Origin of the sequence: Streptomyces sp. NBC_01260, from assembly GCF_036226405.1 — a bacterium.
GTDB lineage: Bacteria > Actinomycetota > Actinomycetes > Streptomycetales > Streptomycetaceae > Streptomyces > Streptomyces laculatispora.
Window position 1 is genome coordinate 1,711,848 of record NZ_CP108464.1, and the last position, 14,201, is coordinate 1,726,048.

Genomic DNA, 14,201 nt, shown 5'->3' on the forward strand with positions numbered 1-14,201 from the left:
TTACCACGAGCGGGACCGGGCTGCGGAATGGACCGCTGCCGTGTGTCAGCTCTTGTGGGTGGGCTCCTTGGGCCTGCGCTCCACCGGGCCGCGTCGCACCATGCCCGGGGCGCTCCAGTCCGCGCGCTTCCTGGCACGCTTCTTGGCCGCCTCGGAGGACTCCAGCTGGTAGGGCACGGAGGTGACCATCACGCCGGGAGTGAAGAGCAGTCGGCCCTTGAGGCGCAGGGCGCTCTGGTTGTGCAGCAGGTGCTCGTACCAGTGGCCGACGACGTACTCCGGGATGTAGACGCTCACGACGTCGCGCGGGCTCTCCCGGCGCAGGCCCTTGACGTACTCGATGACCGGGCGGGTCACTTCGCGGTACGGCGAGTCGAGGATCTTCAGCGGCACGTTGATGCCGCGCCGCTCCCAGTCCTCCCTGAGCGCCTTCGTCTCGGCCGGGTCGACGCTGATGGAGAGCGCCTCCAGCTGGTCCGAGCGGATCAGCTTCGCGTACGCGAGCGCGCGCAGGGTGGGGCGGTGGAGCTTGGAGACCAGGACGATCGAGTGGACCCGGGAGGGCCGGACGCTCTCGTCGGACGGGGTCTCGTCGGCGGCGATCTCCTCGGCGACCCGGTCGTAGTGCTTACGGATCGCGGTCATCGTGCCGTAGAAGATCACCATGCCGAGCAGCGCGACCCAGGCGCCGTGGGTGAACTTGGTGGCCAGGACGACGACGAGCACCAGGCCGGTGAAGAAGGCGCCGAAGGTGTTGATCGCGCGGGAGCGGATCATGTGACGGCGCTTGAGCGGGTCCTTCTCGGCCCGCAGGTGGCGGTTCCAGTGCCGGACCATGCCGGTCTGGCTGAGGGTGAAGGAGACGAACACACCGACGATGTAGAGCTGGATCAGCCGGGTCGAGTCCGCCCCGTAGATGACGACCAGCAGGATCGCGGCGCCGGCCAGCAGCACGATGCCGTTGGAGAAGGCGAGGCGGTCACCGCGGGTGTGCAGCTGGCGCGGCAGGTAGCGGTCCTGGGCCAGGATCGAGCCGAGCAGCGGGAAGCCGTTGTACGCGGTGTTCGCGGCCAGGAAGAGGACGAGTGCGGTGGCCCCGGCGAGGATGACGAAGAAGAACGTCCCGTCACCGAACACGGCGGCCGCGACCTGGGAGATCACCGGGTCCTGGACGAAGCTCGGACCGACCGGGGTGCCGTTGTTGATCAGGTCCTTCGCCGGGTTCTCGGCCATCTTCACATCGGTGGCCATGGCCAGCCCGATGATGCCGCAGAACATCGTGACGGCCAGCAGGCCCATCGCCGCGAGGGTGGTGGCGGCGTTCTTGCTCTTCGGCTTGCGGAAGGCGGGGACGCCGTTGCTGATCGCCTCGACGCCGGTGAGGGCGGCGCAGCCGGAGGAGAACGCCCGCAGCAGCAGGAAGACCAGGGCGAAGCCCGACAGGCCCTCGTGCTCGGCCTTGATCGTGTAGTCCGAGGTCGGGGCGTGCATGGTGTCGCCGAGGACCAGCCCGCGGAAGGCACCCCACGCGATCATGATGAAGACGCCGGCCACGAAGAGGTACGTGGGGATGGCGAAGAGCTTCCCCGACTCCTTCACGCCACGCAGGTTCATCACCGTCAGCAGCACGATGGCCGCGACGGCACAGGCCGTCTTGTGCTCGACGACGAACGGGATGGCGGAGCCGAGGTTCTCCACCCCGGAGGCGATCGACACGGCGACGGTGAGGACGTAGTCGACCAGCAGTGCGCTGGCGACGGTCAGACCGGCCTTCGGGCCGAGGTTGGTGGTCGCGACCTCGTAGTCGCCGCCGCCGCTCGGGTACGCGTGCACGTTCTGCCGGTAGGAGGCGACGACGGTGAACATCAGGACCACGACAGCGACTGCGATCCACGGGCTGAAGTGGTACGCCGACACGCCTGCGATGGACAGCACCAGGAGGACTTCTCCGGGGGCGTACGCCACCGAGGACAGCGGATCGGATGCGAAGACGGGCAGGGCGATGCGTTTGGGGAGGAGTGTCTCCCCCAGCTTGTCGCTGCGCAGGGCCCGTCCGATCAGGATCCGTTTGGGCACGTCGGTCAGTTTGGACACGCTGAGGATCGTAAGGGTTCCGTATGGAGGCCGCCCACGCACCACCCCCGTATCACTTGAATCTCCTGCACTCGGACGGAAAAGCCACGAAATCCTTAACGGAATCCTTGCACCGCGGCTCCCCGAATCTCACCGGAACACTTCGGTCAGCTGCCGCTTTGCCAACGCGACCCCGGCGAAAGGACACTCGAATGAGGCAACGCACCCGGCGCCGCATAAGCTCATCCTGGGCAACGGGGACGAACCGTTGCCCCATTGTTTGCCCGGCCAGCCGAGGAAAGAGTGTGAGCAGGGTGTTTTCGCAGGTCAGCCGGACGACCAGGACTGCGAGGTAGGCGCAAGGTGCACATCGTCATCATGGGCTGCGGGCGAGTGGGAGCCGCTCTCGCGCAGACCCTGGAGCAGCAGGGGCACACGGTCGCCGTCATCGATCAGGACCCCACCGCGTTCCGGCGCCTCGGCTCCGGATTCGGCGGCCGTCGGGTCACCGGCGTCGGTTTCGACCAGGACACCCTCCGCGAGGCGGGGATCGAGGAGGCCGGTGCGTTCGCGGCGGTGAGCAGCGGCGACAACTCGAACATCATCGCGGCCCGGGTGGCGCGCGAGATGTTCGGCATCGAGAACGTCGCGGCCAGGATCTACGACCCCCGGCGTGCCGAGGTCTACCAGCGCCTCGGCATCCCCACGGTCGCCACCGTGCGCTGGACCGCGGACCAGATGCTGCGCCGGCTGCTGCCCTCGGGCGCCGAGCCGCTGTGGCGGGACCCGAGCGGCGGTGTCCAGCTCGCCGAGGTGCACACCACGCCGTCCTGGATCGGCCACAAGATCAGCACGCTGCAGGAGGAGACGGGCGTCCGCGTGGCGTTCCTCACCCGGTTGGGCGAAGCCGTACTGCCGTCGTCGCAGACGGTGCTGCAGGAGGGTGATCTGGTCCACGTGATGATGCGTACGGACGAGATCGCGAAGGTCGAGGCGGCCTTCGCCGAGGGCCCTGAGGAGGGCGGTCACTGATGCGTGTCGCGATTGCCGGGGCCGGTGCGGTGGGCCGTTCCATCGCGGCCGAGCTGCTGGAGAACGGCCACGAGGTGCTGCTCGTCGACAAGGCGCCGACCGCCATCTCGGTGGAGCGGGTGCCGATGGCCGAGTGGCTGCTGGCGGACGCCTGCGAGATCACCTCGCTGGACGAGGCGGCGCTTCAGCGCTGCAACGTCGTGATCGCCGCGACCGGCGACGACAAGGTGAACCTGGTCGTCTCGCTGCTCGCCAAGACGGAGTACGGCGTGCCGCGGGTCGTCGCCCGGGTGAACAACCCGAAGAACGAGTGGCTGTTCAACGAGTCCTGGGGCGTCGATGTGGCGGTCTCCACGCCGCGGCTGATGTCGGCCCTGGTCGAGGAGGCGGTGAGCGTCGGCGATCTGGTCCGGCTGCTGCGCTTCAGCCACGGCGACGCCAACCTGGTCGAGCTGACGCTGCCCCCGGAGTCGGCGCTGGCCGGGACCCGGGTCGGCGAGGTGGCATGGCCCGAGGACACCTCGCTGGTGACGATCATCCGCGGACAGCGGGTTCTGACGCCGAGCACGGAGGAGAGCCTGGAGGCCGGTGACGAGCTGCTGTTCGTGGCGGCCCAGGCGCGCGAGGAGCAGTTGGAGGACCTGTTGTCGGTGCGCCGGGGAGACCCGGAGAGCTGAGCACATACGAAAAGGGGCCCAGGACCGCCAGTGGCGGTCTCGGGCCCCTTTTCGTGTCCGCGTTCCGCGGCGCGGGGACCGGGTCTCGGAAAGACCGTTGCCGCGTGCCCCGGAAGGGCCGGCCGTCCGCCTCAGAACTCCTGGCTGCGGGCGGCTTCGGTGGCTGCTGCCCTTCGGGCCTTCTCGGCCTTCTCGGCCTGCTCCTCGGCCTCCATCTCGGCGAAGACGTCGATGGGCGGCGGCGCCTTGGCGAGGAAGACCCAGGTGAGGTAGACCGCGAGCAGGAACGGCGGGATCTTCAGCGCCACCAGGACCCAGCCGAACTGGGTGGTGTCGCCCCACCAGTACAGCGGGAAGAGGATCGTGCACTTGGCGAGCAGGATCAGTCCCCAGGCGTAGCTGGCCTTGGCGTAGGCCTTCTTGCGGCCGGGGTTCCTGGTGCGCCAGGAGAGGTTCTCCTTGAAGACCGGGCCCAGGATCAGACCGATCAGCGGCAGTCCCGCCAGCGTGGTGACCAGGTAGGCGACGGCCAGTCCGAGCGTGTAGATCATGCCCGGCAGATAGAAGTCCTTGGCGTTGCCGGTCATCTTCGCGAAGACGACACCGAAGGCCACGCCGAAGACACCGCTGAAGGCGTGCTTGACGGTGTCCCTGCGGATCAGCCGGACAGCCACGAGCGCCAGCGACACCGCCACGGCCGCGATGGCCGAGTACGTGAGGTTCTTGTCGATGGTGAAGATCGTGACGAAGAGCAGTCCCGGCAGGACTGTCTCCACCATGCCCCGGATGCCGCCGAAGGCCTCGAAGAGCGCGGCCTCGGTGACCGCCTTCGCGTCGGCCTCCTGCTGGTCGGTGCTGGTGGTGGGGTCCGTGTCGGACGTCGGCTTGTCAAGAGACGTCACCGGCTACTCCTTGCCGAGCGGTCGGAGTTCGTATTTGGGGTTGAACAGCACCCGGCGACCATGACTCATGGAGATCCGGCCCGAGGCGATGAGCTTGCGGCCCGGTTCGATGCCCACGATGGAGCGGCGGCCGAGCCAGACCACGTCCAGCGGAGCACTGCCGTCGAAGAGCTCCGCCTCCAGGGCGGGCACTCCGGCGCGCGGTCGCAGGGTGACCGTCCGCAAGGTACCAGTGACCTTCACGATCTGGCGGTCGGCGCACTCCGAGATCCGGGTGCATCCCGAGGCATGCGAGTCCTCCGCCAGCTCCTCGCACTCCAGGTCCTCCTGGGAGCTGGAGAGCCGGTCGAGCATCCGCCGGAAGCGCCCGGTCGGCCGCTCGGCCTTCCCGGCCTTCTCGAATCGAGGAACAGCACTCATAACCGAAGGGTACCGGTCCCAGGGGGTCCTGGCGGATGGCCACTGTTTCACTCGAACGGGTTACAGGGAGAGTCGGGCGGCGCCCTTCAGGCGCGCTCGAAGCGGTATCCCATCCCCGGTTCGGTGACGAAGTGCCGGGGGTGCGAGGGGTCGGCCTCCAGCTTGCGCCGCAGCTGGGCCATGTAGACCCGCAGATAGTTGGTCTCGGTGCCGTACGACGGGCCCCAGACCTCCTGGAGCAGCTGCTTCTGGCTGACCAGCCGGCCGCTGTTGCGGACCAGTACCTCCAGCAGATGCCACTCGGTGGGGGTGAGCCGTACGTCCCGTCCCTCGCGCTGGACCTTCTTGGCGGCCAGGTCGACGGTGAAGCCCGTGGTCTCGACGATCACGACCTGGTCGCCGCCGTCCTGGCCGACGGGTTCGGCGCGGCGCACCGAGGCGCGCAGCCGGGCCAGCAGCTCGTCCATGCCGAACGGCTTGGTGACGTAGTCGTCGGCCCCGGCGTCCAGCGCCTCGACCTTCTCGTCGGAGGTGTGGCGGGCCGAGAGCACCAGGATCGGCACCCGGGTCCAGCCACGCAGCCCCCTGATCACCTCGACGCCGTCCATGTCGGGCAGCCCGAGGTCCAGGACGACGACGTCGGGGTGGCGGGCGGCGGCGAGCTGGAGGGCGGTCGCCCCGTCGGGCGCCGCGTCCACCTCGTACTTGCGCGCCTTCAGGTTGATCACGAGGGCGCGTACGATCTGCGGCTCGTCGTCGACCACAAGCACCCGGGTCATCTCGGTCCTGCCTTTCTGCTGTACATCGGGTCCGCGGAGCTCTCCGCGGATCATGAGGTGACCCGCGCGGGCAGGTCGGGGCTGACCGGGACGTGTCCCGAGGCCGCCCTGAGGGTCAGGACCATGGTGAGGCCGCCGCCGGGGGTGTCCTCGGCGTCCAGCGTGCCACCCATGGACTCCACGAAGCCGCGGGCCACCGCGAGGCCCAGGCCGACCCCGGCGCCGCGCGGGGCGTCGCCGTAGCGCTGGAAGGGTTCGAAGATGCGTTCCTTGCCGTCGTCGGGGACGCCCCGGCCGCGGTCGGCCACGCGTAGCTCGACGCGGGCGCCCAGCGCGCTGGCGGCCACCGTGACGCGGTCGCCGTCGGGGTTGTACTTGACCGCGTTCTCGACGATGTTGGCGACGGCCCGCTCCAGCAGCCCGGGGTCGACGGCGACCATCGGGAGCGTTTCGGGGATGTCCAGGTCGACGCTGTCCTCGGGCACGCCGCCCAGGGCCATGGGCACGACCTCGTCGAGGTCGATCTCGCGGATCAGCGGGGTGACGGTGCCGGTCTGCAGCCGGGACATGTCGAGGAGGTTGCCCACCAGGTGGTCGAGGCGGTCGGCGCCGTTCTCGATGCCTTCCAGGAGTTCGGCCTCGTCGTCGTCGGACCAGGCGACGTCATCCGAGCGCAGGGAGCTGACCGCGGCCTTGATGGCGGCGAGCGGGGTCCGCAGGTCGTGGCTGACGGCGGCCAGCAGCGCGGTCCTGATCCGGTTGCCCTCGGCGAGCCTGCGGGCCTCCTCGGCCTCGCCGACGAGGCGCTGGCGGTCCAGTACGACGGCGGCCTGGGCGGCGAAGGCGCCGAGCACCCGGCGGTCCTCGGCGGGCAGCACCCGGCCGGAGAGCGCGAGGGCCATGTGATCGCCGACGGGCATGTCCACATCGGCGTCCTCGGGCCGGGTGACGGGCCCCGGGCCGACGCTCCCGGCGCACGTCCACGGGTCGACGTCGCTCTGCCGCTCCAGCAGCGCGACGGACTCCATCCCGAAGGTCTCGCGGACCCGGTCCAGGAGCGCGGCCAGGGTGGTCTCGCCGCGCAGCACGCTGCCGGCCAGGAAGGACAGGATCTCGGACTCGGCGCGCAGCCTGGCGGCCTGGTGGGTGCGGCGGGCCGCCAGGTCGACGACGGAGGCGACCGCGACCGCCACCGCGAAGAAGATCACGATGGCGACGAAGTTCTCGGGGTCCTGGACGGTCAGGGTGTGGGTGGGCGGGGTGAACCAGTAGTTCAGCAGCAGCGAGCCCACGGCGGCCGAGGCGAGGGCGGGCAGCAGCCCGCCGAGCAGGGCGGCGGCGACGGTCATGAAGAGGAACAGCAGGACGTCGTTGGCGAGCCCCGGACCGTTCTCCAGGCCCTTGAGGAGCAGCGAGAGGAGGACCGGGCCGCCCACACCGACGACCCAGCCCCAGATGATGCGGGCCCGGCCGAGCCGGGCGCCGCGGGCGATGGGCAGGCCCCTGCCCTTGGCGACCTCGTCGTGGGTGACGATGTGGACGTCGAGGTCGGTGCCGGACTCACGGGCGACGGTGGCGCCCACGCCGGGGCCGTAGATGTACTGCCAGGCCTTGCGCCGGCTGGAGCCGAGGACGATCTGGGTGGCGTTGACACCCCGGGCGAATTCGAGGAGCGCCGAAGGGATGTCGTCGCCGATCACGTGGTGGAAGGTGCCGCCGAGGTCCTCGACGAGGGTGCGCTGGACGGTGAGCTCCTTGGGCGAGGCCGAGGTCAGTCCGTCGCTGCGGGCGATGTAGACGGCGAGGATCTCGCTGCCGGAGCCCTTGGCAGCCATCCGGGAGGCGCGGCGGATGAGGGTGCGGCCCTCGGGGCCGCCGGTGAGTCCGACGACTATGCGTTCGCGGGCCTGCCAGGTGGTGCGGATGTTGTGCTCGCCGCGGTACTGCTGGAGGTATTCGTCGACCCGGTCGGCCACCCAGAGGAGGGCCAGTTCGCGCAGGGCGGTGAGGTTGCCGGGGCGGAAGTAGTTGGAGAGCGAGGCGTCGATCCGGTCCGGCTTGTAGATGTTGCCGTGAGCCATTCGTCGGCGCAGCGCCTGGGGCGACATATCGACAAGTTCGAGCTGGTCGGCGCGGCGGACCACCTCGTCGGGCACGGTCTCGCGCTGGCGTACGCCGGTTATCGACTCGACGACGTCCCCGAGGGACTCCAGGTGCTGGATGTTGACGGTGGAGACCACGTCGATGCCGGCCTGGAGGAGCTCCTCGACGTCCTGCCAGCGCTTGGCGTTGCGGGAGCCGGGCACATTGGTGTGCGCCAGTTCGTCCACCAGGGCGACGGCCGGGGCACGCTCCAGGACGGCGTCGACGTCCATCTCGGTGAAGACCGCGGAGCGGTACTCGATCTCGCGGCGCCGGATCTGTTCGAGGCCGTGCAGCATGACCTCGGTGCGCGGGCGGTCGTGGTGCTCGACGAAGCCGACGACGCAGTCGGTGCCCCGCTCCACGCGGCGGTGCGCCTCGGAGAGCATGGCGTACGTCTTGCCCACGCCGGGTGCCGCACCGAGGTAGATCCGAAGTTTGCCGCGCGCCATGGCCTCATTGTCTTCCCGAAACCGGCTGCGGCCGATGCGGCAGCCTCTGTCGAAGCTACCCCGTGAATTTCCGGCATATCGGGCGGGGGGTGCTGGAGCGGAGCGTATTTACGTAATTCTGATGCCCCGGGCCGGGCCCTATACGGCCAGGGCGGCGCACCCCGGAAGCGGCAAAAGCTCCCTCGCGCGTGCCCGGCGTACGCCGTGACGGCTCCCGCTACACGTGCTCGACGATGTGCCCGTCACTGAGTTCCAGGACCCGGTCGGCGAGGCCGAGCAGCTGGGCGTCGTGTGTGGCGACGAGCGCGGTGACGCCCTCGCTGTGCACGACCGCGCGCATCAGTTGCATCACCGCGAGGCCGGTCTCCGCGTCGAGCTGTCCGGTCGGCTCGTCGGCGATCAGCAGCGCGGGCCGGTTGGCCAGCGCGCGGGCGATCGCCACCCGCTGCTGCTGGCCGCCGGAGAGCTCGCCGGGCCGCTGGGCCGCGTGGTCGGCGAGGCCGACCAGGGAGAGCAGCAGCGACACCCGCTCCTCGCGCTCGCGCGGGTCGGCCTTGCGCAGCCGCATGGGCACGCCGACGTTCTCCGCCGCGGTCAGGATCGGGATCAGGCCGAACGACTGGAAGATGAAGCCGATCCGGTCGCGGCGCAGTTCCAGCAGTCCGTTCTCGCCGAGCGCGGAGAGGTCGGTGCCGTCCACGATGATCCGGCCGCTGTCGGGGCTGTCGAGCCCACCGACGAGGTTCAGCAGGGTGGTCTTGCCGGAGCCGGAGCGCCCCTTGAGTGCGACGAGCTCACCGCGCGGTACCTCGAAGGACACTCCGCGCAGCGCGTGCACGGCCGCGGCGCCGGAGCCGTAGGAGCGGTGCAGGTCCTCGATCCGGACCATGGGCCTCTCGGCGACTGCCGTGCCGCTCTCCCCGCCGTTGCCCGCCGCGTCGATGCTCTCGGTCATGTCGCTCCCCGTACGTCCTTGGTCCTGTCGGCCGCCAGTATGTCCATGAGGCCCGGGTACGGGCAATGCCCGGTACCGGCCGCGGGCGGCCGGTACCGGGCATCGCGGGCGGTCAGCGTCCCGCGGTTTCGCTCACGAGCTGCCGCAGCGCGATGTTCAGCCGCAGGACGTTGACCCGCGGCTCACCCACGAAACCGAGGATCCGGCCGTCGGTGTGCTGGTCCACCAGCTTCGCCACCTGCCCCGCGTCCAGGTGATTGCGCTCGGCGACCCGGCGGACCTGGAGCTGTGCGTAGGCCGGGGAGATGTCCGGGTCGAGGCCGGAGCCCGAGGAGGTGACGGCGTCGGCCGGCACCTGCGCGGGGCGCACGGGGTGGCCGGGGACGGAGTTGTCCTTCACCACCGCGGCCTTGGCGGCCGTGACCCAGTCGATCAGCTCCTTGTTGTCGCCGGAGCGGTTGGTCGCGCCGGAGACGAGGAGGGAATACTGGGTGTTGACGCTGTTGGTGCCGAGGCCGTTGGAGGGGCGCGGCTGGAACCACTTGAGATCGGGGTCCGGCGTCTCCTGGCCCTTCTTCTGCGGCAGGTCGTAGCGCTGGCCGATGAGTTCGGAGCCGACGGCCTTGCCGTTCGCCGTGATCTCGGAGCCGTTGGCCCGGCCGGGCATCAGGCCCTGGGCGATCCCGGTGACGGCGAGCGGGTAGAGGACGCCGCAGACCAGGGTGAGGACGAGCAGGGCGCGCAGTCCGGCCCACAGGAGCCGGGCGGAGTTTCCTACGGAGCTGTTCATGGCAGGTCAGCCGATTCCGGGGATGAGGGAGATGATCAGGTCGATGATCTTGATGCCGATGAAGGGGGCGATCAGGCCGCCGAGTCCGTAGATCCCGAGGTTGCGCCGGAGCATCGAGTCGGCGCCCGCGGGCCGGTAGCGCACGCCCTTGAGCGCGAGCGGCACCAGCGCGACGATGATCAGCGCGTTGAAGATCACGGCGGACAGGATCGCGGACCGGGGCGAGGACAGGTCCATGATGTTGAGCCGGTCCAGACCCGGATAGACCACGGCGAACATCGCGGGGATGATCGCGAAGTACTTCGCGACGTCGTTGGCGATGGAGAACGTCGTCAGCGCACCACGGGTGATCAGGAGCTGTTTGCCGATCTCGACGATCTCGATCAGCTTGGTCGGGTCGGAGTCCAGGTCCACCATGTTCCCGGCCTCCTTGGCGGCCGAGGTGCCGGTGTTCATGGCCACACCGACGTCGGCCTGGGCGAGCGCAGGCGCGTCGTTCGTCCCGTCGCCGGTCATCGCGACGAGCTTGCCGCCCGCCTGCTCGCGCTTGATGAGGGCCATCTTGTCCTCGGGCGTGGCCTCGGCGAGGAAGTCGTCGACCCCCGCCTCCTCGGCGATGGCCTTCGCGGTCAGCGGGTTGTCGCCGGTGATCATGACCGTGCGGATGCCCATCCGGCGCAGTTCGTCGAACCGCTCGCGCATGCCCTCCTTGACGACGTCCTTGAGGTGGATGACGCCGAGGACCCGGGCGCCGTCCCCGTCGTCGACCGCGACCGGCAGGGGTGTGCCGCCCTCACGGGAGATCCGGTCGGTGAGTACGGCCACGTCGGGGTGGACCGTGCCGCCGCGCTCCCGGACCCAGGCGACGACCGAACCGGTGGCCCCCTTGCGGATCCGGCGTCCGCCGACATCCACCCCGGACATCCGGGTCTGGGCGGTGAAGCCCACCCACTGCGCGCTGGCCAGTTGCCCCTGATGCCGTTCCCGGAGCCCGTACGCCTCCTTCGCAAGGACGACGACGGAGCGGCCCTCGGGCGTCTCGTCGGCCAGCGAGGAGAGCTGGGCGGCGTCCGCCAGCTCGGCCTCCGTCACACCCGCGACCGGGAGCAGCGCCGCGGCCTGCCGGTTGCCGAGGGTGATCGTGCCGGTCTTGTCGAGCAGCAGGGTCGACACATCGCCCGCCGCCTCGACGGCACGCCCCGACATGGCGAGCACGTTGCGCTGCACCAGCCGGTCCATGCCGGCGATGCCGATCGCGGAGAGCAATGCGCCGATGGTGGTCGGGATCAAACAGACCAGCAGCGCGGCCAGCACGATCATGGACTGCTCGCTGCCCGCGTAGACGGCGAACGGCTGGAGGGTGACCACGGCCAGCAGGAACACGATGGTCAGCGAGGCGAGCAGGATGTTCAGCGCGATCTCGTTGGGCGTCTTCTGCCGTGCCGCGCCCTCGACAAGGGCGATCATGCGGTCGATGAAGGTCTCGCCGGGCTTGGTGGTGATCTTGATGACGATGCGGTCGGAGAGCACCTTCGTACCACCGGTCACGGCGCTGCGGTCGCCGCCGGACTCCCGGATGACCGGTGCCGATTCGCCCGTGATCGCGGATTCGTCGACGCTCGCCACTCCCTCGACGACGTCTCCGTCGCCCGGAATGATGTCCCCGGCCTCGCAGACCACCAGGTCGCCGATGCGCAGATCGGTGCCCGGTACCCGCTCCTCGTCCGTCCCCGTCAGCCGGCGGGCGACGGTGTCCGTCTTGGCCCTGCGCAGGGTGTCCGCCTGCGCCTTGCCGCGCCCCTCGGCGACCGCCTCCGCCAGGTTGGCGAAGACCGTGGTCAGCCAGAGCCAGACCGTGATCGCCCAGCCGAACCAGTCCCCCGGGTCCAGGGCCGCCAGCACGGTGGTGAGCACCGACCCGGTCAGCACCACGAACATCACCGGTGACTTGATCATCACCCGGGGATCGAGTTTGCGTATCGCGTCGGGGAACGAGGCGATCAGCATCCGGGGGTCGAACAGACCCGCGCCGACGCGCCCTTCGGGGCCGTGCCCGGACGGGGTGTCCCGGTGCGGTGCGCCGGCCGGTGTGACTGTGGACATCGCGTCCTCTTGCTTCGTACGGAGGGTCATGACGCCAGCCCCTCGGCCAGTGGGCCCAGAGCCAGGGCCGGGAAGTAGGTCAGACCGGCGATGATCATGACGGTGGCCACCAGCAGTCCGCTGAAGAGCGGTTTGTGTGTGCCGAGGGTGCCGACGGTCGCCGGGACGGGCCGCTGCTCGGCGAACGAGCCCGCCAGGGCGAGGACGAACACCATGGGCAGGAACCGGCCCAGCAGCATCGCCAGTCCGATCGTGGTGTTGAACCACTGGGTGTCCGCGGCCAGTCCGGCGAAGGCCGAACCGTTGTTGTTGGCGCCGGAGGTGTAGGCGTAGAGGATCTCGGAGAAACCGTGTGCGCCCGTGTTGGTCATCGAGTCGCCCGGGGTGGGCAGGGCCATCGCCGCGCCGGTGAAGCAGAGCACCAGCGCCGGGGTGATCAGGATGTAGCAGGCCGCGAGCTTGATCTCCCGGGTGCCGATCTTCTTGCCGAGGTACTCGGGTGTGCGGCCGACCATCAGGCCGGCGATGAACACCGCGATGACCGCCATGATCAGCATCCCGTAGAGACCGGAGCCGGTACCGCCGGGCGCGATCTCGCCGAGTTGCATGCCGAGCATCGTGATGCCGCCGCCGAAGCCGGTGTACGAGGAGTGGAAGGAGTTCACCGCACCGGTCGAGGTGAGCGTGGTGGCCACCGCGAAGAGGGACGAGCCGCCGACGCCGAAACGGTTCTCCTTGCCCTCCATGGCCCCGCCCGCGATATCGAACGCGGGCCCGTGGTGGGCGAATTCGGTCCACATCATCAGCGCGGTGAAGCCGAGCCAGATGACGCCCATGGTGGCGAGGATCGCGTAGCCCTGCTTGAGCGAGCCGACCATCCGGCCGAAGGTGCGGGTCAGAGCGAACGGGATGACGAGGATCAGGAAGATCTCGAAGAGGTTGGAGAGCCCGTTGGGATTCTCGAAGGGGTGGGCCGAGTTGGCGTTGAAGTAGCCGCCACCGTTGGTGCCCAGCTCCTTGATGACCTCCTGGGAGGCGACCGCGCCGCCGTTCCACTGCTGCGAACCGCCCAGGAACTGGCCGACGGAGTGGATGCCGGAGAAGTTCTGGATCGCCCCGCAGGCGACCAGCACGAGCGCGCCGATCACCGAGACCGGAAGGAGGATCCGTACGGTGCCGCGCACCAGGTCGGACCAGAAGTTGCCGAGTTCACCGGTACGGGTGGCGGCGAGGCCCCGTACGAGGGCCACCGCGACGGCGATGCCGACGGCGGCCGAGACGAAGTTCTGCACCGCGAGGCCGCCGGTCTGCACGACGTGGCCCATGGCCTGTTCGCCGGAGTACGACTGCCAGTTGGTGTTGGCGACGAACGACGCCGCGGTGTTGAACGCCTGGTCGGGGTCGATCGAGGCGAAACCGAGGGAGCCGGGCAGCGAGCCCTGGAGCCGCTGCAGCAGATACAGGAAAAGGACGCTCACGGCGGAGAAGGCCAGGACACCGCGGAGATAGGCGGGCCAGCGCATCTGCGTGTTCGGATCGGCGCCGATGGCCTTGTATATCCACTTCTCGGCCCGCAGATGCCGGGGCGAGGTGTACACACGGGCCATGTGGTCGCCGAGCGGGCGGTACGCCAGACCCAGCGCCACGACGAGCGCGAGCAGCTGGAGCACAGCTGCGAGGACGGGGCTCATTTCGGGCTCAGAACCTCTCCGGGTACAGAAGGGCGAGGACGAGATAGCCCAGCAGGGCGACGGCCACGACGAGGCCCACCACGTTTTCGGCGGTCACAGCTTCGTCACCCCCTTGGCGATGAGTGCCACCAGCGCGAAGACCGCGATCGTGGTGACGACGAAGGCCATATCGGCCATCGGGTGCT

General features: G+C 69.6%; 12 protein-coding genes. 2 read left to right on the forward strand and 10 right to left on the reverse strand.

Going from position 1 to position 14,201, the window contains the following annotated elements:
- Nucleotides 1-45: 45 nt before the first annotated feature.
- Nucleotides 46-2,094 (reverse strand): APC family permease, encoded by a 2,049-nt coding sequence (locus tag OG322_RS07455; protein ID WP_123462947.1) that lies wholly within the window; start codon nucleotides 2,092-2,094, stop codon nucleotides 46-48.
- Between the two features lie 342 nt (nucleotides 2,095-2,436).
- Between OG322_RS07455 and OG322_RS07460 the strand changes: the two genes are divergently transcribed.
- Together OG322_RS07460 and OG322_RS07465 are read left to right on the forward strand one after the other, a co-directional pair.
- Nucleotides 2,437-3,105, forward strand: coding sequence for a potassium channel family protein (locus OG322_RS07460; RefSeq protein WP_123462945.1), 669 nt, complete (start codon nucleotides 2,437-2,439; stop codon nucleotides 3,103-3,105).
- The gene (locus OG322_RS07465; protein WP_123462942.1) at nucleotides 3,105-3,782 is read left to right on the forward strand and encodes a potassium channel family protein; all 678 of its coding nucleotides are present in this window, start codon (nucleotides 3,105-3,107) and stop codon (nucleotides 3,780-3,782) included. The genes OG322_RS07460 and OG322_RS07465 overlap by 1 nt, the downstream gene beginning before the upstream one ends.
- A 131-nt stretch (nucleotides 3,783-3,913) precedes the next feature.
- Here the strand turns inward: OG322_RS07465 and OG322_RS07470 are convergent, their stop codons facing one another.
- The 9 genes from OG322_RS07470 to kdpF all read right to left on the reverse strand — a co-directional run bounded on the left by OG322_RS07470 (nucleotide 3,914) and on the right by kdpF (nucleotide 14,113).
- Nucleotides 3,914-4,684 carry a DUF3159 domain-containing protein gene (locus OG322_RS07470; RefSeq protein ID WP_329306232.1) on the reverse strand — a complete coding sequence of 257 codons (771 nt, stop codon included), beginning with the start codon at nucleotides 4,682-4,684 and terminating at the stop codon, nucleotides 3,914-3,916.
- Nucleotides 4,685-4,687: 3 nt separating this feature from the next.
- Nucleotides 4,688-5,104 (reverse strand): OB-fold nucleic acid binding domain-containing protein, encoded by a 417-nt coding sequence (locus tag OG322_RS07475; RefSeq protein WP_123462939.1) that lies wholly within the window; start codon nucleotides 5,102-5,104, stop codon nucleotides 4,688-4,690.
- Between the two features lie 86 nt (nucleotides 5,105-5,190).
- A complete protein-coding gene (locus OG322_RS07480) occupies nucleotides 5,191-5,883 on the reverse strand; it encodes a response regulator (protein WP_123462937.1) in 693 nt (230 codons plus the stop codon).
- A gap of 50 nt (nucleotides 5,884-5,933) precedes the next feature.
- On the reverse strand, nucleotides 5,934-8,477 hold the full coding sequence (locus tag OG322_RS07485) for a sensor histidine kinase (protein ID WP_123462935.1): 2,544 nt from the start codon (nucleotides 8,475-8,477) through the stop codon (nucleotides 5,934-5,936).
- A gap of 217 nt (nucleotides 8,478-8,694) precedes the next feature.
- On the reverse strand, nucleotides 8,695-9,432 hold the full coding sequence (locus OG322_RS07490) for an ABC transporter ATP-binding protein (RefSeq protein WP_123462933.1): 738 nt from the start codon (nucleotides 9,430-9,432) through the stop codon (nucleotides 8,695-8,697).
- A gap of 112 nt (nucleotides 9,433-9,544) precedes the next feature.
- On the reverse strand, nucleotides 9,545-10,222 hold the full coding sequence (locus OG322_RS07495; protein WP_123462931.1) for a potassium-transporting ATPase subunit C: 678 nt from the start codon (nucleotides 10,220-10,222) through the stop codon (nucleotides 9,545-9,547).
- Nucleotides 10,223-10,228: 6 nt separating this feature from the next.
- Nucleotides 10,229-12,325, reverse strand: coding sequence for a potassium-transporting ATPase subunit KdpB (gene kdpB / locus OG322_RS07500; protein WP_266410816.1), 2,097 nt, complete (start codon nucleotides 12,323-12,325; stop codon nucleotides 10,229-10,231).
- Nucleotides 12,326-12,351: 26 nt separating this feature from the next.
- Complete coding sequence (kdpA, locus tag OG322_RS07505; protein ID WP_123462926.1) at nucleotides 12,352-14,016, reverse strand: potassium-transporting ATPase subunit KdpA; 1,665 nt, start codon at nucleotides 14,014-14,016, stop codon at nucleotides 12,352-12,354.
- 7 nt (nucleotides 14,017-14,023) lie between these two features.
- On the reverse strand, nucleotides 14,024-14,113 hold the full coding sequence (gene kdpF, locus OG322_RS07510) for a K(+)-transporting ATPase subunit F (protein WP_037777601.1): 90 nt from the start codon (nucleotides 14,111-14,113) through the stop codon (nucleotides 14,024-14,026).
- Between the last annotated feature and the right edge of the window lie 88 nt (nucleotides 14,114-14,201).